The sequence below is a fragment of the Pseudomonas sp. TWR3-1-1 genome (genome assembly GCF_049896545.1).
Lineage (GTDB): Bacteria > Pseudomonadota > Gammaproteobacteria > Pseudomonadales > Pseudomonadaceae > Aquipseudomonas > Aquipseudomonas weihenstephanensis.
The window spans coordinates 117,783-138,378 of sequence record NZ_JAFCUO010000002.1 but is presented as its reverse complement, the minus strand read 5'-3'; the positions used below and the strand labels follow the sequence as shown (position 1 = coordinate 138,378).

Sequence of the window (20,596 nt, the reverse complement as noted above, 5' to 3'; positions counted from 1 at the left end):
TACAGTCGGGATCAATGCTCCAGCTCATGCTCCGAGTTGGCTTTGGGTTTGCGCCCGTCCTGAGGCGACAGTTGCAGGAAGATCGCCGCTGCCAACATGGCCATGATGCCCACTGTGAGGAAGGTCAGCTGGAACGCGCCGAGCACGGTGTCGACCCCGTCGCTGCCGCCATCCCCGGTGAACCCGCCAAGCAAGGCGCCCGCACAGGCCACGCCCAGACTCAGCGACAGTTGCGCCACCACCGACAGCAAACTGTTGCCGCTGCTGGCGCTGGCGTCATCGAGGTCGATCAGGGTGACGGTGTTCATCGCCGTGAATTGCAGCGAGTTGATCGCACCGAGCACGGCCAGCATCGCGAGCAGCAGCGGGTACGGCGTGTGCGCCGTCACCAGCCCCATGCTGGCCAGCATGATGCCCAGCGCAAAGGTGTTGATCGTCAGCACTTTGCGGTAGCCCAGACGCTCGATCAGCGGCCGTGCCATCCACTTGGCCAACATGGCCGCGGCGGCCAGCGGCAGCATGCTCATCCCGGCCTGGGACGGTGAGTAGCCCAGCGCCACTTGCAGCAGCAGCGGTACCAAAAAAGGCAGTGCGCCGCTGCCCAGGCGGGCGAACAGATTACCCAGGATGCCCACGGCAAACGTTTTGGTCTTGAACAGCTTGGGCGAAAACAGCGGGTTGGCGATGTTACCGGCGCGCAGCCAGTACGCCGCCAGGCACGCCATGCCCGCAAACAGCAGCAACATGACCCGCAGGTGCGGCATGTGCAACTCGCCCAAGCCTTCCATCGCAATGGTGATAAACACCATCGCTGCGCCAAACAGCACAAAGCCCAGGCCGTCGAATCGTGTGCGCTCATCGCCGCGCAGGTCCGGGATGAAGTGCCACACCGCCCAGCAGCCAAATGCGCCCACGGGCAAGTTGATCAAAAAGATCCAGTGCCAGCTCAGGTACTGCACCATCCAGCCGCCCATAGTGGGACCGATCAACGGCCCGAGCAGGCCGGGGATGGTGATAAACCCCATGATGCGTACCAGCTCCGAGCGCGGGTAGGCCTTGAGCACCACCAGCCGCCCGATGGGCAGCATCAGCGCACCGCCAAGGCCCTGAATGATACGGGCGCCGATCAACTGGTTGAGGGTGCCTGATAGCGCGCACAGCAACGATCCGAAGCTGAACAACAGAATGGCGGTAAAGAAGATTTTTTTAGTGCCGAAGCGGTCAGCGATCCAGCCCGAAGCCGGTATCAGCAGCGCGACCGTGAGCATGTAGGCGACGATCACGCCTTGCATGCGCAGCGGGTTTTCTTTCAGGTCGCTGGCCATGTCGGGCAGCGCGGTGTTGAGGATGGTGCCGTCGAGCGATTGCATGAAAAACGCGATGGCCACCACCCACGGCAACCAGCGCAGCGTTTCAGGACTCAGAACCGGGCGTGCGGGCATAGGACCTCTTTTTCTGATCAAAACTCTGTGTAGTCGCTGCCGCAGGGTGCGATGAGGTCCTTTGCGAGCAACCTTCGCAGCCTTCGGCAGCGACTACAGGTCGGTTACAACGTCAGCGTAAGTTTTTTGACCAGTGCCCCCGGCAATAAATTCGACGCCGTTTGCCGTTGGTCATAGGTGCTGGCCGACAGCAGCAGCTCGCGCTCTACGGTCAGTGCTTCTAGCTGTGAACCCAGCAAACTGTAGACGCTGTCATCAAAGCGCATGGTATTGACCGGCGCCTTGATCTCGCCGTTTTCCACCCAGAACGTCGCAAAACGCGTCATGCCGGTCAGGCGGGCTGCCGGTTGGTCAGAGTAGTTCAAATACCACAGGTTGCTGATGTACAGCCCGGTGCCCAGTTGCTTGAGAATGTCGGCCTGCGCCAGCGTACCGGGCGCCATCGCCAGTGCGCTCGGGGACTCGCCCCACGGCGCGCCGTTGACTTCAAGGCCATATTCGGCGGCACTGCGTGAACCCACCAGTTGCTGATTGGCCTTGCCGTGTTTGACCAGCGACAAGTCCTGACGCGGGTAGCCTTCACCCGAAAACGCAGGGCTTAACGATTGGCTGACGTGTTCATCCAGCGACACCAGCGGGCTTAAGTGGGCGTCGCCTGCGTAGAGCTTTTGCAGCGGGCTGGATTTGCTGGCCAGCGCCTGCGCCGAGAACCCGCCCCAGGTCAGCATGCTCATGACTTCTTCCAGGGCCGCCGGGGCCAGATAGGCGCGGTATTCACCGGGTGCCAGCACCTGCACCGGGCGCCCCAGAAACGCAAGCTGCTCGCGGGCCTGCTGCATGCGGTGGGCGAAGCGCTGGCTGTTCCAGTCGGCGCCCGCGTAGCTGGCTTTTACCGCTTGGCCGTTGCTGTGGAACAGGCTCCAGTCGAAGTTGAAACTGTTGGCCTGATGCCAGCCAAACGCACCTTCAGAACTGGCGTAGCCCACACTGATGGGCCCACAGGCATAAAAGCCCACCAAGTCGACGCCCTCGCTGGCACGGCGAATGTCTGCCAGCACCTGCGCCGTGTCGGGCAGCGGCGGGTCTTGCACATTATGGCTGTGCCACGGCTGCGGGTTGAGCAGCAAATAGGGGTCTGGCGCCAGCAAGGGCAGGGTGTCGCGCAGTTGCTGCAAGGCGCTGGCCAACCGGCGTTGATCCTCTTCGGTGGCCCCGGCAAGCGTCATGCTGACATCGGCGTGACGCCCTTCGTGGATCAGTTTCAGGCTCAGACTCGCCTGCTGTACCTGCCCGGCCTGACGTACCCGGCCCTTATTGAAACGAATGAACTGCGAGGCTTCAGCGTCATAGCTCACGGTGAATTGCTCAGGGCTGTTGATCGCTGTGCGCAGCCACGCAACCAGCGCTTGGAACTGCTCGGCCTGACTCAGTCGGGTGCTCATCAGGCGTCACCTCCAAACACATCAATGTCACGGAACACGCACGCGGGCGAGGCATGCCCCACGCGAATCACTTGGTTGGGCTCGCCCTTGCCGCAGTTCGGCGTGCCCAGCACTTTAAAGGTGCTGGCGTCGCCCACGGCGCTCAGGCTGCGCCAAAACTGTTCGGAAATGCCCCGGTAGTTGGGGTTTTTCACCACGCCCTTGAGTTCGCCATTCTCGATCAATTGACCCCATTCGCAGCCGAACTGGAATTTATTGCGCGCATCATCAATCGACCACGAACGGTTGGTCGCCATCAGGATGCCGCTTTCGATACCGCCAATCAGTTGTTGCATCGATTGCTCGCCTGGCTCGACGTTGAGGTTAGCCATGCGATCAATCGGCGGACGATTCCAGCCACAGGCCCGGCTGTTGGCCACGCCCTCGAGGCCGGAGCGAAATTGCGACAAGGCACCGCCCAATGGACGCAACAGCAAGCCTTCGCGGATCAGGTATTCCTTACGCGCGGGCGTACCGTCATCGTCATGGCTGTAGCTGGCAAGCTCTTCAGGGAGGGTAGGGTCGAACGTCACATTGAGCAATTTCGAACCGTATTGCAGGTGCCCGAAGTCGCTGGTTTTAACGAAGCTGGTGCCCGCGTAATTACGCTCATCACCCAGAATGCGGTCCAGTTCCAGCGGGTGGCCGATGGACTCGTGGATTTGCAGAATCATCTGGTCCGGCATCAGCAACAGGTCGCGTTTGCCTTGTGGTGCGTTGGCCGCCAGCAGTAATTGCAAGGCTTGGTCGGCGACTTGCGGGGCTGCGCCGATCAGCCCACAGCGGCTGATGACATCGGCACCGCCTTGCTGGCCAAAATTGTCGCGGCCCAAACTGCGGGTCTGGCTGTCGTGGCCGTCGTACGCGGTGACTGACATACCCGGATAGACAAAGCGCTGTGCTTGACGTAACTCGGCGCCTGCGCTGTTGAGGTAAATCTGCTCGACGAGATTCAGGCCCAGGCCCACATCCCAGCTCACCAGCCGCTCATCGTTGGGCACGGCGGCAGATTCGGCGCTCAGCAGCTCAAAGCACTCGCTGAGCGAGGGGAAAGGTTGGTCGAGGTTGGGCGAACAGTAATCGGCGCGTTCGCCCGACACCGGCTCTTGGCTCAGGTCGAGCAGCGTGTGGGGGGCGATCAGGCTGGCCTGCGCTTCGGCCCGTTCCAGCGCGGCTTGCAAACCGGCTTGCGACAGATCATTGGTGGCGGCATAAGCCTCGACACCGTTGATGCGCACGGTCAGCATTGCGCCTTGGTCGTGATTGAAAGAAGGCGGTTCTGCGACATGCTTGCGTACCGACAGGTATTGCCCGGACTCGCGCACATAACGTAACGAAAAGAACTCGGCCCGGGTGCGCAGCGCGTCGAAGCGCTGCTTGAGCTGAGGGTAGAAATCAAACATGCACAGACCTCCTTGTTGAGAGCGAAAGCGCCCTCACCCGAACCTACTCCCGCAGGCGTGGGACAGGGTGAGGGGGACTCAGGGCAGCGATTTAAACCGGGCAACCCTTGGCGCGCAGGATGGCGTCAAAACGGTCCGGGTCCAGCGTGCCTTCTTCAATGGCCTTGAGGGTCGCTTGTTCACGCGCCAACAGATCGTGGCAGCGGATCAGCAACTCTGGCAGCTCAGTGCGTGATGCGGCAACCACGCCATCGCCATCGCCAATCATCAGGTCGCCAGGCATGACCAACATGCCCGCGCACGAGATCGGCACGTTGATTTCGCCGCCACCGTCTGTGCTCGGGCCACGGTGTACGCCGCCGATGGCGTAAGCCGGCAGCTCGCCTGTTTGCCACTCGTCAAGGTCGCGCAGGGCACCGTTGATCACTACGCCGACGATGCCGGCTTTAAGGGCCATGGCGCGCATGATGCCGCCAAATACAGCGCGGGTCAGGTCGGCGCTGCCGTCGATCACCAGCACATCGCCGGGGCGGGCCATTTGCATGGCTTTGAGAATCATCAGGTTGTCGCCGGGACGCACGCGCACGGTCAGTGCGCTGCCGAGCATCGGGCGGTTGCCGTGGAACGACTTGAGACCCAGGCCGCCAACGTTGCGGCCCAGGCAGTCGCTGACAGCGGCGGCAGGGATCTTGCTGAACTCGGTCAGCCATTTTGGATCGAGAGGTTCTGCGTTTGGATTAATCAGGAAGCCGGTTGGCCATTTGCTCGAAGAGACAACATCAAACATAGAAAACCTCTTGGCCAGGCAGGTGCTGGCGTGTCGGGTGGGGCGGGGGGGTGAGGCGCGAAACGAGGCACTAGATTAGGCCTGCGTTGAGGCCGGGGCAAGCGGGGGGAAGATGAAACAATGAACGACACCCACCCCGTAGTCGCTGCCGAAGGCTGCGATGAGGGGTGTGGCGGGTTCAAGAATACGGGGGGACAACCCCCCCCTTCGCAGCCTGCGGCAGCGACTACCGATTGATCGCTGTTACTGCGCGGTACGGCTCACGTCACGCAGCGGCTTGCCGCGTACCGGTGCATCACCTGCCACGTAGTAGTCAGCGGTGCTGCGCGGCAACGGCTGGCGACCACGGATCTTGTCGGCGATTTTCTCGGCGATCATGATCGTTGGGGCGTTCAGGTTACCGGTGGTGATCAGCGGCATGATCGAGGCATCGACCACACGCAGACCCTGCATGCCATGCACACGGCCTTCGCCGTCTACCACGGCCATCTCGTCGGTGCCCATTTTGCACGAGCAAGAGGGGTGGAACGCGGTCTCGGCATGTTCGCGGATAAACGTGTCCAGCTCTTCGTCCGTCTGCTTGTCGATACCGGGGCTGATTTCACGGCCACGGTAAGCGTCCAGCGCAGGCTGCTGCATGATTTCACGGGTCAGGCGGATGCCGTCACGGAACTCTTGCCAGTCTTGCTCGGCGGCCATGTAGTTAAACAAGATGCTTGGGTATTCACGCGGGTCTTTGGACTTCACGTTGATCCGGCCACGGCTCGGCGAACGCATGGAACCCATGTGTGCCTGGAAGCCGTGTTCTTTCACGCCGTTGCTGCCGTTGTAGTTAATCGCGACCGGCAGGAAGTGATACTGAATGTTTGGCCACTCGAACTCTTCGCGGGTGCGGATAAAACCACCGGCTTCGAACTGGTTGCTCGCGCCAATGCCTTTGCCCAGGAACATCCACTCAGCGCCAATTGCCGGCTGGTTCCACCACAACAGTGACGGGTACAGCGACACCGGCTGGGTGCAGGCGTATTGCAGGTACAACTCAAGGTGGTCTTGCAGGTTCTGGCCCACGCCTGGCAGGTCATGAACCACCGGGATGTCGAGGCTGTTAAGCAACTCGGCCGGGCCGACGCCGGAGCGTTGCAGCACGGTCGGCGAACCGATGGCGCCGCTGCACAGCAGCACTTCTTTACGGGCCTTGGCCTGAATGCGGGTGTCGCTGTCGCCGACCATGTAGGACACGCCAACGGCACGCTTGCCTTCAAACAGGATTTTGTCGGTCAAGGCGTGGGTGACGATTTTCAACGTCGAACGCTGCTTGGCCGTGTCCAGGTAACCGCGGGCGGTGCTGGCGCGACGGCCGTTCGGCGTCACGGTACGGTCCATCGGGCCGAAACCTTCCTGTTGGTAGCCGTTCAAGTCTTCGGTGCGCGGGTAGCCCGCTTGTACACCGGCTTCAACCATGGCGTGGAACAGCACGTTGTTCCCGGCTTTAGGCGTGGTCACGCTGACCGGACCGTCGCCACCGTGGTAGTCGTTCGGGCCGATGTCACGGGTTTCAGCCTTGCGGAAGTACGGCAGGCAGTCCAGGTACGTCCAGTCTTCGAGGCCCGGGTTTTTCGCCCAGCCGTCGTAGTCCATTGCGTTACCGCGGATGTAGCACATGCCGTTGATCAGGGACGAGCCGCCCAGACCTTTGCCACGGCCACATTCCATGCGGCGGTTATCCATGTGTGGCTCTGGATCGGTTTCGAAGGCCCAGTTGTAGCGGCGGCCTTGCAGCGGGAATGCCAGTGCCGCAGGCATTTGCGTGCGGAAGTCGAAACGGTAGTCCGGGCCGCCAGCTTCAAGCAGCAGCACGGTGACGCCTTGGTCTTCAGTCAGACGGGTCGCCAGGGTGTTACCGGCAGAACCGGCACCAATGATGATGTAGTCGAATTCTTGGGACATAAAATGCACCCTCGTATAAATAAAGAACGCTGTAGTCGCTGCCCAGGGCTGGTGCGAAGGATTGCTGTGCAACCCTTCGCAGCCTGCGGCAACGACGACAAGTAATCGGCTGTCAGGTAGGTTTAGAACACCGAGACGTAATCGCCCAGCTCTACCTGTACCGATTTGATCTGGGTGTACTGAGCCAGCGAGCTGATACCGTTTTCACGGCCAATGCCCGACTGCTTATAGCCGCCCACCGGCATTTTTGCGTCGGACTCGCCCCAGGCGTTGATCCAGCAAATACCCGCTTCCAATTGATGAATCACGCGGTGAGCGCGGTTCAGGTCTTTGGTCACCAGGCCCGCAGCCAGACCGAACTCGGTGTCATTGGCGCGGCGGATCACTTCTTCTTCGGTGTCATAGGTGAGGATGCTCATCACCGGGCCGAAGATTTCTTCTTTAACAATGGTCATGTCGTCGGTGCAGTCGGTGAACACGGTCGGTGCCACGAATGCGCCTTTGGCCAGGTCGCCTTCGGTCAGGCGTTCGCCGCCGCACAGTACGCGGGCGCCTTGCTCTTTACCCTTGGCAATGTAGCCAAGCACGCTTTCCATGTGGGCAAAGCTGACCAACGGGCCGAAGTTGGTGTTTTCGTCTTCCGGGTTGCCGATGCGGATGCGCGCAACGCGCTCCAGAATCTTGGCTTCGAATGCGGCTTTGAGTGCAGTCGGCACGAACACGCGGGTGCCGTTGGTGCACACCTGGCCCGAGCTGTAGAAGTTGGCCATCATCGCGGTGTCAGCCGCGCGGTCCAGGTCGGCGTCGTCAAAAATGATCAGTGGCGATTTGCCGCCCAATTCCATCGTCACGTCCTTCAAGGAAGAACTGGTGGCGCTGGCGGTGACTTTTTTGCCGGTGTCGGTGCCGCCGGTGAACGAGATTTTTTCGATGCGCGGGTGTTCGGTCAGCCAGGTGCCGACTTCACGGCCGCTGCCGGTCAGTACGTTGAACACGCCGTCTGGCAGGCCCGCAGCCGTGAAGATTTCAGCCAGTTTCAAGGTGGTCAGCGAGGTGACTTCGCTTGGCTTGAAGATCATTGCGTTGCCCGCTGCCAGCGCCGGTGCGGATTTCCACAGGGCGATCTGGATCGGGTAGTTCCACGCGCCGATACCGGCCACAACGCCCAGCGGCTCGCGACGGGTGTAGACGAACGAGGTGTCGCGCAGCGGGATTTGCTCGCCTTCAATCGCAGGCGCCAGGCCAGCGTAGTACTCCAGCACGTCAGCACCGGTGACGATGTCAACGTAGCGGGTTTCGGAGTACGACTTGCCGGTGTCCAGGGTTTCCAGCGCGGCCAGTTCATCGTTGCGCTCGCGCAGGATGTCCACCGCGCGGCGCAGGATGCGCGAGCGCTCCATGGAGGTCATGGCAGCCCAGATTTTCTGGCCTTTTTCAGCGCTGACAACTGCGCGCTCAACGTCTTCCTTGGTCGCACGTTGCACTTGTGCGAGGACTTCGCCGTTAGCCGGGTTGATGGCATCGAAGGTTGCATCGCTGCTGGCGTCTGTGTAGCCGCCGTCGATGTAAAGTTTTTGCAGTTCGAAACGGGCCATAAAATCCTCGCAAGTGCATAAGTGGTTGGCGTTGATCGTGGAGCGGGATGCCATCTAACTGGGGCAACTCAGATTCACGACAGTTCAGGGGTTAAGCGTTAATTGAGGCTTAACTCACCTGTTTCGCCAGTTGTAGATCCATGTATTCGTAGCAGATGCGTTGCGCCTGTTCTGTGTCGAAAGCATCTCCCGACAGGGCGCCACGCAACCATAGTCCATCGATGAGGGCCGCCAGGCCGCGCGCTGCCGAGCGGGCTTCGGCCTGCGGCAACACACGACGAAACTGGCAGCACAGATTGGAATACAGGCGGTGATCGTTGATCCGCTGCAATCTGTGCAACGACGGTTGGTGCATGCTGGCAGCCCAGAAGGCGAGCCAGGTTTTCATTGCCGGGCCACTGACTTGGCTGGCGTCAAAGTTGCCTTCAACGATGACCTGCAAGTGCGCCCTCGGGCTGTCGTCGTCCAGCGCTTGGCGGCGCTCGGTGACGTTGTCGATCAAGACGTTCATCAAGTACCGCATGGTGGCGGCAATCAGACCGTTCTTGTCTCGAAAATAGTGGCTGATGATGCCGTTCGACACACCGGCCAAACGGGCAATCAGCGCAATGCTGGCATCCGCCATGCCAACCTGATCGACGGCCTGCAATGTGGCTTCGATCAACTGTTGACGGCGTATGGGTTGCATACCGACCTTGGGCATTTTTGCTCATCTCCTTGGGCCGGCGGACAGTGCAGGAAAGATCACTGAACGGCGGCCAGTCTATTTTGTTTTGATTGAACGTTCAATCAACAAAGAATACTATCTGCGACAATTCGTCGCGATTGATGCCGTTTCCCTACGCATGAATGGCGCCAAACGACACTGTAATTTCTTCTGAATCCCTTACGTCTGTAGGAGCGAACGGGGTCGCGAAGGTCTTTACCGATACGCGCGGTAGCCGAGCAGGCACGGTGCTGTTGAGACGATCGCGACCACGCTCACGCCTGCACACGGTGCGTTGGCTGAGCACATGAACGGGTCCAGTTTTTTTGCGGTGCCTTTATATCACTCGACCGTTGGTCGCTATCTAAGCGTTTGGTCGGGTGTTGCTTTGCATCAAGTTCTTCTCTCGCGCTGCCTGGAGCATCCGTGCAATGAGTTCTGCTTCTCTTATAAAGACCCCACCGCAAAAGGTGACGGTCAACGGTTGGGTGTTTTACACCTCCACTGCCTTGATCTTGTTGTTGACTGCCATTTTGATTGCCGCGCCAGAAGAAGCCGGCCGCCTGCTGGGCATTGCCCAAGAGTGGCTGTCGCGTTCCTTCGGCTGGTACTACATGGTGGTGATTGCCGCTTACCTGATCTTTGTGGTCGGTCTGGCGTTTTCTTCGTACGGCAAACTGAAACTGGGGACCAAGCAAGACACCCCGGACTTCAGCTATGGCGCGTGGGCCGGGATGCTGTTCTCGTCGGGTATCGGCATCTCGTTGCTGTACTTCGGCGCGTCCGAGCCGCTGGACCACTACTTCAACCCGCCAGAAGGCGTGTCGGGCAGCCATGAAGCCGCGCGTCAGGCGCTGCAACTGACGTTCCTGCATTGGGGCCTGCACGGCTGGGCGATTTACGCACTGGTCGGTTTGGCCGTGGCCTATTTTGCCTACCGTCATAACCAGCCGCTGGCGCTGCGTTCGGCGTTGTACCCCTTGATGGGCGAGCGTTGGGTGAAAGGTGCTGCGGGCCATGCGGTGGATGGTTTCGGCATGTTCGTGACCCTGCTCGGCCTGGTGACCAACCTGGGGATTGGCTCGATGCAAGTGTCGTCCGGGCTGGAAAACCTGTTCGGTATGGAACACAGCAATACCAATTTGCTGATCGTCATCATCGTGATGAGCACCGTGGCCACCATCGCTGCCGTTTCGGGCGTTGAAAACGGCATCCGTCGCCTGTCCAACCTGAACATCGTGCTGTTCAGTGGCTTGCTGATTTTCGTGTTGTTGTTTGGCCCCACCTTGCACCTGCTCAACGGCTTTGTGCAGAACACCGGCGATTACCTCAACGGTATCGTCATGAAAACCTTCGACCTGTACGTGTACGAAGGCGACACCAAAAAAACCGAAGGCTGGTTGGGCCTGTGGACCCTGTTCTACTGGGCGTGGTGGATTTCCTGGGCCCCATTCGTAGGCATGTTCATTGCGCGTATTTCCCGTGGCCGTACCGTGCGTGAGCTGGTGGCTGGGGTGTTGCTGATCCCGCTGGGCTTTACCTTGGCCTGGTTGTCGATCTTCGGTAACTCGGCACTGGATCTGGTGGTTAACCACGGTGCGGTAGAACTGGGCAAGACGGCGCTGGAACAGCCGTCGATGGCGATCTACCAACTGCTTGAGCATTACCCGGCGTCGAAAATCGTGATTGGCGTGTCGATCTTTGTCGGTTTTGTGTTGTTCCTGACCCCTGCGGATTCTGGCGCGGTGATGATGGCCAACCTGTCGTGCAAGGGCGGTGATGTGGACGAAGATGCCCCGCACTGGTTGCGTATCTTCTGGTCGGTCGTGATCACGCTGGTGACCATTGGTCTGCTGTTTGCCGGTAACTTTGCGGCGATGCAAACCATGGTGGTGTTGGCGGGGCTGCCGTTCTCGGTGGTGCTGGTTCTGTTTATGTTTGGCCTGCACAAAGCAATGCGTCAGGACACCCAAATGGAGCTGGAGCAAGCGGAGTTGGCGGCGCGTGGTCGTCGTGGTTTCTTCAGCGAGCGTTTGACCGCCCAGGAGTTGCAACCGACCCAGGCGGTGGTGCAGCGCTTCATGGACAAACACGTCACACCTGCACTGGAAGAAGCGGCCGTGCAACTGCGCAGCCAGGGCATGAGCGTGCAGACCCTGCTGGGCAAGGCCAAACGTTGCATGGGTGTGCGGGTGGAAATGGACGAGGGCAACCCGTTCGTTTACGAAGTCAGCCTGGACGGTTACCTGGCCGCGCCAAGCGAGTCGACGCAAGACGCCGCGACGGATGAAGAAGTGCGCAGTCGTTACTACCGTGCCGAAGTGTACTTGCACAACGGCAGCCAAGAGTACGACTTGATGGGCTTCACGGATGAGCAAATCACCCGTGACGTGCTCGATCAGTTTGAAAGCCATCGCCAACTCCTTGGCCGGGTTTATAGCTGAGGCACGCTCAGAGCAGGGTGATGCAAGCCCTGCTCATGTCGCTGACGAGGAGCGAGGACTGCGATCGACGGCATAGCCGTCGTGAATCAGGGGGGCAGGTCTACGGGGCCGCGCCCTCAACCGCAGCTTTCGTGCCCCGTCAGCGACAGCTTCAACCCAGATTTTTGCCCAATAACGCGTGATACAGCTCTGTATCTCCCAAAATGCCTACCACCTGTTGATTGTCGTGCAGCACCAGTTTGTTGCCGGTCTGGTAGCGAATCTGCAACGCATCGCGCATCCCGATCCCTGCATCCACCAACGTAGGCCTGCGGCCCAGGCTTTCTACCGCTTGACCCGGCGTCCAGCTCTGCAAGTCAGTCTGTTGTGCCGCGTGCACGGTGTTGCCTTCTGCCAGATCAATCCAGGAGTCATCCCCAGGATCAATGCACACCGAACCACTCACCCGTTTGCAGTTGCCTAACGGACGCATCAGGCTGCGCCCGCACAGCACGTTCAGCGGGTTGGTGTGCGCGACGAAGGTGCGCACATAGTCATCGGCCGGGTTGAGCACGATGTCTTCCGGCTTGCTGTATTGAATGATGCGCCCGTCCTTCATGATCGCGATGCGGCTGCCCAGTTTCAGCGCTTCATCCAGGTCATGGCTGACGAACACAATGGTCTTGTTCAGCTTGCGTTGCAGCGCCAGCAGTTCGTCCTGCAAGCCCTGACGGATCAGCGGGTCGAGGGCCGAGAACGGTTCATCCATCAGCAAAATATCGGCGTCCATCGCCAATGCCCGCGCCAGCCCAACACGCTGCTGCATGCCACCGCTCAGCTCATCGGGCTTTTTGTTGCGCCATTGGGTCAGCCCCACCAGTTCCAGTTTTTCGTCCACCAGCGTACGCCGCTCCTTTTCGGGGCGGCCCTGCATCTCGAGGCCGAAGCTGATGTTTTCGCGCACGGTCAGCCACGGCATCAAGGCGAATTTTTGAAACACCATAGCGATGCGCCGGGTGCGCATCATTTTCAGCTCGGCCGCCGTGCACGCAGCGATGTCGATCTGCTTGCCTTCATGCTCCACGTACAGATGGCCACGGCTCACCGTGTTCAGGCCGTTGATGCAGCGCAGCAAACTGGACTTGCCCGAGCCGGACAACCCCATCAATACGCAGATTTCGCCTTTGTCGATGTCCAGGCTGGCCTTTTCAACGCCCACTATCTGCCCGGTTTTTTTCAGGATCTGATCGCGGCTCATGCCTTGGTCCAACAGGCCAAGGGCTGCGCGCGGGTCTTTGGCAAAAATCACGTCGACGTTATCGAAACGGATAATGCTCATGCGTCAGCTCCTTTCTTGGCGTCCGGCTGCTTGCAGATCCGGTCGAGCATGATGGCCAACAACACAATCGCCAGCCCGGCTTCAAAGCCCAGGGCGATGTCGGCGGTGTTGAGCGCGTTGACCACCGGTTTGCCCAGGCCATCGGCGCCGACCAGAGCGGCGATCACCACCATCGACAACGACAACATGATGCACTGCGTGATGCCCGCCGCGATGCTGGGCATGGCGTGGGGCAGTTCGATGCGCGTGAGCAACTGACGCCGCGAGCAGCCAAAGGCTTTGCCTGCGTCGAGCAGCTCGTGCGGTACGTCACGGATGCCCAAATACGTCAGACGAATGGGCGCCGCAATGGCGAACACCACGGTTGAAATAAGCCCCGGTACCACCCCCAGCCCGAACAGGGTCAAGGTGGGGATCAGGTAAACGAAGGTTGGCACGGTCTGCATCAGGTCCAGCACCGGGCGCATGAAGGTGTAGAACATCGGTTTGTGCGCCGCGAGTATCCCCAGCGGCACGCCAATGATCACGCACACAAAGGTGGCAAACAGCACCTGAGCCAGGGTCTCCATGGTTTCTTGCCAATAACCCAGGTTCAAAATCAGCAGAAAAGAAAACGCCACAAACACCGTCAGCCCCCATTTGCGTTGAATGGCGTGGGCGAGCAGGGCGATCAAGCCGATAAACACAAAGGGGTTGAACCAGGTCAGCGCAAACGTCACGCCGTGGATCATCGTTTCCAGCGTCATTGCAATGGCATCGAACGTGCTGGCGCCGTGTTGCGTCAGCCATTCAACGAAGCCTGCAATGTACTGGCCTAAAGGGATTTTTTGATCAATCAGCATGGTAGTGAACATCCGCATGCAGGGGGAGTGAAACGGAGCCGCACGGGGGGGCCGTACGGCGCCCGCAATTACTGCGCGAGGCTGGCTTTCACGGCCTCCAGACCCGGTTTGCCGTCAATCGTCGTCACGCCAGCCAGCCAGGTGTCGAGTACCTGCGGGTGTTGTTTAAGCCAGGCTTTGGCCGCAACGTCGGGTTTGATTTTTTTGTCCAGCACCTCGCCCATCAGGCTGCTTTCCATGTCCAGGCTGAACACCAGGTTTTTCAGGAGCTGGCCCACGTTGCTGCATTGCTCGACGTAGCCTTTGCGGGTGTTGGTGTAGATGGTGGCTTGCCCGTAGTTGGGACCAAAGAAGTCATCGCCGCCGGTGAGGTATTTCATCTTGAAACGCGTGTTCATCGGGTGTGGCTCCCAGCCCAGAAACACCACGTCAGTGCCACGCCGCTGGGCGCGCTCCACCTGCGACAGCATCCCGGCCTCACTGGACTCCACCACTTTGAAGCCCGCGTCTTTCAAGCCGAATGCGTTCTTGTCGATCATGGTCTGGATCATGCGATTGCCATCGTTGCCCGGCTCAATGCCGTAGATTTTGCCGTCCAGTTCCTGTTTGAATTTGGGCAGGTCGGCAAAGTCTTTCAAACCCTTGTTATAGAGGGCTTCGGGCACGGCGAGGGTGTATTTGGCGTTCTCCAGATTCGCGCGCACGGTGTCGACGGTGCCAGCGTCACGGTAAGGCTTGATGTCGTTTTCCATGGTCGGCATCCAGTTGCCCAGAAACACGTCCATGTTCTTGCCATCGGCCAGCGACTTGTAGGTGACCGGTACGGAAATCATCGTGGTTTTGGTTTTGTAACCCAGGGCGTCCAGCAGGGTGCTGGCCACGGCGGTGGTCACGGTGATGTCGGTCCAGCCGACATCCGAAAAATTAACCGTGGCGCATTGCGCGGGTTCGGCTGCCTGGGTGATGACCGGCAGACTCAGCAGGGTAGCCAACAACACTGATCGGGAATGTCTCATGGGGCGACTCCTGGAGTTCGGTGGGCGGTTTTGGCGGGTAAAACCGTACGTATCAGTGGCGGTTGGACGATGCCGGGCCGACGGGCTGACCGAGCATCTTGCAATCGAGTCGAGACCGATCATGTAACAGTCAAAATCAAACGCCTACAGGGGGCGTCGCATCCAGTACAGGGAGGGTCGTATCTGATACCGGAGAGGTCGTATCTGGAGATTTTCTGGGTCGATAGCCGGTTTTTGATGGGTCTGAACCGTCTTTAACCCCAGCACTTTTTAAGCGCACGCCGACCCTGTTTGGCGCATTTGTGCCTTTCGTGACACTTCATCTTGCCTTCGCTCCTACACGCTTCCCACAAGTGCTACCTATTTGCTCAACAGTGCCTGGCGACTCGCCAACGGCCTGTTTAAAGGGTCTTTGAACAGGGTTTTGCCATGACCCGCCCAGACACTTTGCGACGTCGTTTTCAGGATTTATTGAATGGCCATTCAAGTTTGGGCATGGCATTTGCGTTGTGATCTTAAAGCCCCCAGCCAAGCGGGCAATAACAAGAGCCTGCGCCTGGGCCATTCTCAGCATTGTATGAGGAGATACCGCGATGACGTCGTTCAACTCCGGGGCCCAACCCCAGAACCGTGCGCCTCAATCCATCGGCTTTTTGCTGCTGGATAATTTCACGCTCATTTCCCTGGCTTCCGCGATAGAACCCTTGCGCATGGCCAATCAATTGTCCGGCCGCGAGTTGTACCGCTGGAGCACCCTCAGTGCAGATGGCAGCCAGGTGTGGGCCAGTGACGGCTTGCAAGTGACCCCCGACGCCAGCATGCATAAGGCCCCGGCGCTGGACATGGTGATGGTGTGTGGCGGCATCGGCATTCAACGCACCGTCACCCGCGAGCATGTGTCGTGGCTGCAAACGCAGGCGCGCCAATCCCGGCATTTGGGCGCGGTATGCACCGGCAGTTGGGCGCTGGCATACGCAGGTTTGCTCGACGGCTTTGATTGCAGCGTGCACTGGGAGTGCCTGGCGTCGATGCAGGAAGCCTTTCCGCGGGTGTCGATGAGCACGCGTTTATTCACCCTTGATCGCTGCCGTTTCACCAGCTCGGGCGGCACAGCCCCGCTGGACATGATGCTGCACCTGATCAGCCGTGATCATGGCCGCGAGTTGTCGGCAGCCATTTCAGAAATGTTTGTGTACGAGCGCATTCGTAACGAGCAAGACCATCAGCGCGTGCCGCTTAAGCACATGCTCGGCACCAACCAGCCCAAGTTGCAGGAAATCGTGGCGCTGATGGAGGCCAACCTCGAGGAACCCATCGACCTCGATGAGCTGGCGGTGTACGTCACCGTGTCGCGCCGTCAGTTGGAGCGGCTGTTCCAGAAATACCTGCACTGTTCGCCGTCGCGCTACTACCTCAAGCTGCGGCTGGTGCGAGCGCGGCAACTGCTCAAGCAAACGCCGATGTCGATTATAGAAGTGGCGGCGGTGTGCGGGTTCGTGTCCACCCCCCACTTCTCAAAATGCTACCGCGAGTATTTCGGCATACCGCCACGCGACGAACGCGTGGGTTCCAACACTGCGCAACACACCCGCCTGGCGCCAATCGCGCAATCAGTGCTGTTAAGTCCGCTTGCGGGGCCGATGTCAGCGTTGAACCAGGCACGCAACGAGTCAACGTTTGCCAGCGTGAGGGTGTGACTCGGCACGATTGTGTGGGCGCGAGCCTGTTCGCGTGCAGGCACCTGTAGCATCCGACCCTCGTATAAAGCCATCGCAGTCCAGCTCGCGCCTACACGGCGGTGGCTAGCGGTGATGTGTCGATGGATGCTAAACATCGGGTCCGCCAAATAAGGATATTAGTGTGTTCTCAGAAAAATCAGGCCACGAGCGCAAGTACCAGTTCAAAAAACCGGGCGATACCAAGGAGCATGTCGAGGCGTTGTATGAAGAGCTAGCCAGCGGCGCTGAGAAAGATTCTGCCGTCATGCAAAAAACCCTTAAAGCCTATGTCCTTGAAATCGTCGAGCACCTGCGAGGCGCCAAGAACAAGACACGGGATGAGGTAGAGGAAAAAGAGGTGGAGTTTTGGCGGGCGCTGGTTCTATTGGGGGTTGCTGCTTTAGCCCTGATTGTTCTCGGTAATCAAGAGGCCGGCGGCTGGGCTTGGCTGGATAAAAAACGCTTTTCTTTCAAATTGACGGGCACCCTGCTGGCATTCATTTTTCTAATGATTCAGATCGAGCGAATGGCCTTTTTCAAAGTGCTATGGGGGTATGGCTTCACCAAACTCATAGTGTCTATCGGTGCCTCAGCGTTGCTGGTTTTTTCTACAGGCAAGGCCGCCGGGGTTATCAATGGCGTTTTCGGGGTTGATTCAACCGCATTACCGCTGAGTTTGACGTTCATGACCGGGTTTATATTTTTCAAATACCTGTCTCCGTTCGTTTTCTTGATTGGTTTGCTGGCGTTGGTCCACGTCCTCATCATCGCGGTGTGGCTCAAGGCGTTCGCCAAAGGAGATATCCCGACCGGGCCTTTGGTGAGTTCGGCAGTCTTTTTTATTTTTTCGATTTTGGTCATGGGGTTTTATTGGGGATGGGGAGGCACTCGTCTGAGTGACGAGCGCTTGCCAGAAGTCGCGTACAAATTGGCGAATATTCTGGACTTTAATAACCGGCATCTGTGCGCCAACATTCCGTCTGCCGATGCGGTGGTCTTTATTGGCTCCAGCCAGAATGTTGTGTTGATTGATCCTCACCCGGTGAGCATCGACAGCGTGCAGGCGTTCTTTGAACAAGACCTGACTATTCCCCCAGCGTTCGAGCGCCAGGCGTGCGCATTGCCCTCGGCACCTTCAGCCCTTCTTTAGCAAGGCCGCACACGCGGCTTTATAAGCGTCATGTTGATACTTGTTCAGCGACGCCGGCAGCTCGAATGCATGTTTCTTGAATTGCGCAGTCAGGGTTTGCGGTGACAGCAACTGCACCTCGCATTCATCGAGCAGTTGCAGGATGCCCTCGATCTTGAAGGTGGTGGGGCCACCGGCGAACTCGCCTTTTTTGCTGCGCTTTTTAATGGCGATGCGGGTAATGCCATTGGCCGCGACAAATGCTGCCACCTGAGCGGCGAAGGCTTTGACGTTCGCGGCGTCTTCATCGTCGTCGAGGGCGATTTTTTTGGTGCTGATGGTGACGTGCTCAAGGCCGGCCTGGCCTTGACGGGCCAAGGCGAAGATGGCTTCGCTGCCTTTAATGTCGATACCGCAAATAGTCATAAATCCCCAATCCGTCATTAGTGCGCTGATGCTGCGTAAATGAAGTGCGCCTGCGAACCTTATTGCTGGCCGATCGACTCTAAAAACTCCGACCGGTCATCGCTCACGGCAGCAATGCAGTCGTTTTGCGCAATGTTGAACGCCTCTGTCCCCGCCGTGGCCGGGAAGACCACCACCGAGCAATCGGCATCCCGCTGGTGCAACCACAGCGACTGGGCGGTTTTGATTTTGCTGGTGATGTTGTTGAGCTGGGTCGCGTTGCTGCCGTACAGCGAGGTCATGCGCGCTTGCAAGGCTTCGTAGTTTTCAGTCAACAACTGCTCGGCAGCGTTGCGGCTGTACACCGAACACGCGAGGGTTTGCTGGTCGTTTTCGACGGCATCACACGGGTTGAAGTCGGCATCATCGGCCGCGTATGCGCCGCTTGTGATCAACGCCAAGGCCAGGAGAATCGATTTCATTGCGGCTTCCTAATCCAGAGTTGGGACGGATTCTGGCTTAAGCGTGCATCAAAAGCCACGCAACATCGGCCAATTTCCTACCTGCTGAGCGCTTTGACCGTGCTTGACGCTTTCTGCAATCGCGCTGTCGCTTTTGCACCCGGCTGCTTTTAACCCCAAGCCTATGCTGGCCCAAAGCGCCGGCAGACGATTCGGCGCAGCATTCGCCATAAGGGGACGCCTGATGAGCCCAGCCGAGTTGCACGCCGACAGCATCGTTATCGACGGGCTGATCATTGCCAAATGGAACCGTGAACTGTTCGAAGACATGCGCAAGGGCGGCCTCACGGCGGCCAACTGCACAGTGTCGGTGTGGGAGGGGTTCCAGGCCACCATCAATAACATCGTCGCCAGCCAAACCCTGATGCGTGAAAACAGTGACCTGGTGCTCCCGGTCAAGACCACGGCAGACATTCGCCGCGCCAAGGAGCAGGGCAAGACGGGGATCATCCTGGGCTTTCAAAATGCCCATGCATTCGAGGACCAGTTGGGCTACATCGACATCTTCAAGCAGCTTGGCGTGGGGGTGGTGCAGCTGTGCTACAACACGCAAAACCTGGTGGGCACCGGCTGTTACGAGCGTGATGGCGGGTTGTCGGGGTTTGGCCACGAAGTAGTGGCTGAAATGAACCGTGTGGGGATCATGTGCGACCTGTCGCACGTAGGCGCTAAAACCTCCGAAGAAGTCATTTTGACGTCGAAAAAACCGGTCTGTTATTCGCACTGTTTGCCCTCGGGCCTCAAAGAGCACCCGCGCAATAAATCCGACGCCGAGCTTAGATTCATCGCCGAGCATGGCGGCTTTGTGGGCGTGACCATGTTCGCGCCGTTTCTGGCCAAAGGCATTGACGCCACCATTGACGACTACGCCGAGGCCATCGAATACACCATGAACCTGGTGGGCGAAGACGCCATCGGCATTGGCACCGACTTCACCCAGGGCCACGATCAGGCGTTTTTCGACATGCTGACCCACGACAAAGGCTATGCCCGGCGTCTGACCCGCTTCGGCACGATCATCAACCCGCTGGGCATTCGCACCGTGGGTGAGTTCCCCAACCTCACTGAAACGCTGCTCAAACGCGGCCACAGCGAACGCGTGGTGCGCAAAATCATGGGTGAAAACTGGGTCAACGTGCTCAAAGAGGTGTGGGGCGAGTAGCGGCACGGCCCGCAGCATTGAGCTTGTAGTCGCTGGCGAAGGCTGCGACAGGGATCGGATGGCCTTCGAGCAAGCGAGCGTTTCTCAGACCTTCGCAGCCTTCGGCAGCGATTACGCAGTGACTCATTTTTCAGAGGTATGCCCAATGGCAAAAATCGCCCCGCAATTGCCCATCGAAGTCGACAGTGAAACCGGCGTCTGGACCTCTGACGCGTTGCCGATGCTGTATGTGCCGCGGCATTTTTTCGTCAATAACCACATGGGCATTGAAGCCGTAATCGGCGCGCAGGCCTACGCCGACATCCTCTACAAAGCGGGCTACAAATCGGCCTGGCACTGGTGCGAAAAAGAAGCCGAGTGCCACGGTCTTGAAGGGGTCGCGGTGTTTGAGCACTACATGAAACGCCTGTCGCAACGTGGCTGGGGCCTGTTTCACATTCAGGACATTGACCTGGACGCCGGTACGGCCACGGTCAAGCTCGAACACTCCTGTTTTGTCTACGTGTACGGCAAGGTCGGGCGCAAGGTCGACTACATGTTCACGGGCTGGTTCGCGGGGGCCATCGATCAGATTTTGAGCGCGCGCGGCAGTCAAATCCGCACCGTGGCGCAGCAGGTGTACAGCGCATCGGAAGAGGGCCACGAGCACGGCCTGTTTAGCGTCAAGCCGTTGTAAAACG

At 59.0% G+C, this 20,596-nt stretch carries 17 protein-coding genes; 5 read left to right on the top strand and 12 right to left on the bottom strand.

Annotated elements, in window-relative coordinates:
• Positions 1-11 precede the first annotated feature (11 nt).
• The 7 genes from mdtD to betI all read right to left on the bottom strand — a co-directional run bounded on the left by mdtD (position 12) and on the right by betI (position 9,358).
• Positions 12-1,442 carry a multidrug transporter subunit MdtD gene (gene mdtD, locus ACP7A4_RS06130; protein WP_426246017.1) on the bottom strand — a complete coding sequence of 477 codons (1,431 nt, stop codon included), beginning with the start codon at positions 1,440-1,442 and terminating at the stop codon, positions 12-14.
• A gap of 104 nt (positions 1,443-1,546) precedes the next feature.
• Positions 1,547-2,884 carry a TldD/PmbA family protein gene (locus tag ACP7A4_RS06125; RefSeq protein ID WP_203301957.1) on the bottom strand — a complete coding sequence of 446 codons (1,338 nt, stop codon included), beginning with the start codon at positions 2,882-2,884 and terminating at the stop codon, positions 1,547-1,549.
• Complete coding sequence (locus ACP7A4_RS06120; RefSeq protein WP_426246014.1) at positions 2,884-4,326, bottom strand: TldD/PmbA family protein; 1,443 nt, start codon at positions 4,324-4,326, stop codon at positions 2,884-2,886. The genes ACP7A4_RS06125 and ACP7A4_RS06120 overlap by 1 nt, the downstream gene beginning before the upstream one ends.
• Before the next feature lie 91 nt (positions 4,327-4,417).
• On the bottom strand, positions 4,418-5,113 hold the full coding sequence (locus tag ACP7A4_RS06115) for an RraA family protein (protein WP_048364151.1): 696 nt from the start codon (positions 5,111-5,113) through the stop codon (positions 4,418-4,420).
• A gap of 243 nt (positions 5,114-5,356) precedes the next feature.
• Entirely contained in the window at positions 5,357-7,060 is a 1,704-nt protein-coding gene (gene betA, locus ACP7A4_RS06110) for a choline dehydrogenase (RefSeq protein ID WP_426246012.1), read from the bottom strand.
• A 122-nt stretch (positions 7,061-7,182) separates the two neighbouring features.
• On the bottom strand, positions 7,183-8,655 hold the full coding sequence (gene betB / locus ACP7A4_RS06105) for a betaine-aldehyde dehydrogenase (RefSeq protein WP_048402204.1): 1,473 nt from the start codon (positions 8,653-8,655) through the stop codon (positions 7,183-7,185).
• A gap of 109 nt (positions 8,656-8,764) precedes the next feature.
• Entirely contained in the window at positions 8,765-9,358 is a 594-nt protein-coding gene (gene betI, locus ACP7A4_RS06100; protein WP_048364154.1) for a transcriptional regulator BetI, read from the bottom strand.
• Between the two features lie 491 nt (positions 9,359-9,849).
• On the opposite strand from betI, the gene ACP7A4_RS06095 reads away from it, so the two are divergent.
• Positions 9,850-11,805: a BCCT family transporter gene (locus ACP7A4_RS06095; RefSeq protein WP_256209831.1), complete on the top strand. Its 1,956-nt coding sequence runs from the start codon at positions 9,850-9,852 to the stop codon at positions 11,803-11,805.
• 151 nt (positions 11,806-11,956) lie between these two features.
• Here ACP7A4_RS06095 and choV read toward each other — a convergent pair whose 3' ends face one another.
• The 3 genes from choV to ACP7A4_RS06080 all read right to left on the bottom strand — a co-directional run bounded on the left by choV (position 11,957) and on the right by ACP7A4_RS06080 (position 14,981).
• Positions 11,957-13,123: a choline ABC transporter ATP-binding protein gene (gene choV / locus ACP7A4_RS06090; RefSeq protein WP_426246009.1), complete on the bottom strand. Its 1,167-nt coding sequence runs from the start codon at positions 13,121-13,123 to the stop codon at positions 11,957-11,959.
• A complete protein-coding gene (gene choW / locus ACP7A4_RS06085) occupies positions 13,120-13,965 on the bottom strand; it encodes a choline ABC transporter permease subunit (RefSeq protein WP_048364157.1) in 846 nt (281 codons plus the stop codon). The genes choV and choW overlap by 4 nt, the downstream gene beginning before the upstream one ends.
• Before the next feature lie 68 nt (positions 13,966-14,033).
• Positions 14,034-14,981 (bottom strand): choline ABC transporter substrate-binding protein, encoded by a 948-nt coding sequence (locus ACP7A4_RS06080; protein ID WP_426246007.1) that lies wholly within the window; start codon positions 14,979-14,981, stop codon positions 14,034-14,036.
• A 593-nt stretch (positions 14,982-15,574) separates the two neighbouring features.
• Between ACP7A4_RS06080 and ACP7A4_RS06075 the strand changes: the two genes are divergently transcribed.
• Together ACP7A4_RS06075 and ACP7A4_RS06070 are read left to right on the top strand one after the other, a co-directional pair.
• Positions 15,575-16,678: a GlxA family transcriptional regulator gene (locus tag ACP7A4_RS06075; protein ID WP_426246005.1), complete on the top strand. Its 1,104-nt coding sequence runs from the start codon at positions 15,575-15,577 to the stop codon at positions 16,676-16,678.
• A gap of 163 nt (positions 16,679-16,841) precedes the next feature.
• On the top strand, positions 16,842-17,849 hold the full coding sequence (locus ACP7A4_RS06070; RefSeq protein ID WP_426246003.1) for a hypothetical protein: 1,008 nt from the start codon (positions 16,842-16,844) through the stop codon (positions 17,847-17,849).
• On the opposite strand, the gene ACP7A4_RS06065 is transcribed toward ACP7A4_RS06070, so the two are convergent.
• Both ACP7A4_RS06065 and ACP7A4_RS06060 read right to left on the bottom strand, forming a co-directional pair.
• The gene (locus ACP7A4_RS06065; RefSeq protein WP_048402198.1) at positions 17,835-18,254 is read right to left on the bottom strand and encodes a DUF3010 family protein; all 420 of its coding nucleotides are present in this window, start codon (positions 18,252-18,254) and stop codon (positions 17,835-17,837) included. The two genes, ACP7A4_RS06070 and ACP7A4_RS06065, sit on opposite strands and share 15 nt — an antisense overlap.
• A gap of 59 nt (positions 18,255-18,313) precedes the next feature.
• Positions 18,314-18,715 carry a lysozyme inhibitor LprI family protein gene (locus tag ACP7A4_RS06060; protein ID WP_048364162.1) on the bottom strand — a complete coding sequence of 134 codons (402 nt, stop codon included), beginning with the start codon at positions 18,713-18,715 and terminating at the stop codon, positions 18,314-18,316.
• A 223-nt stretch (positions 18,716-18,938) separates the two neighbouring features.
• Between ACP7A4_RS06060 and ACP7A4_RS06055 the strand changes: the two genes are divergently transcribed.
• Complete coding sequence (locus tag ACP7A4_RS06055; protein ID WP_059765369.1) at positions 18,939-19,916, top strand: dipeptidase; 978 nt, start codon at positions 18,939-18,941, stop codon at positions 19,914-19,916.
• Between the two features lie 145 nt (positions 19,917-20,061).
• Entirely contained in the window at positions 20,062-20,592 is a 531-nt protein-coding gene (locus ACP7A4_RS06050; protein WP_203301953.1) for a DUF5943 domain-containing protein, read from the top strand.
• The last annotated feature ends 4 nt before the right edge of the window (positions 20,593-20,596 follow it).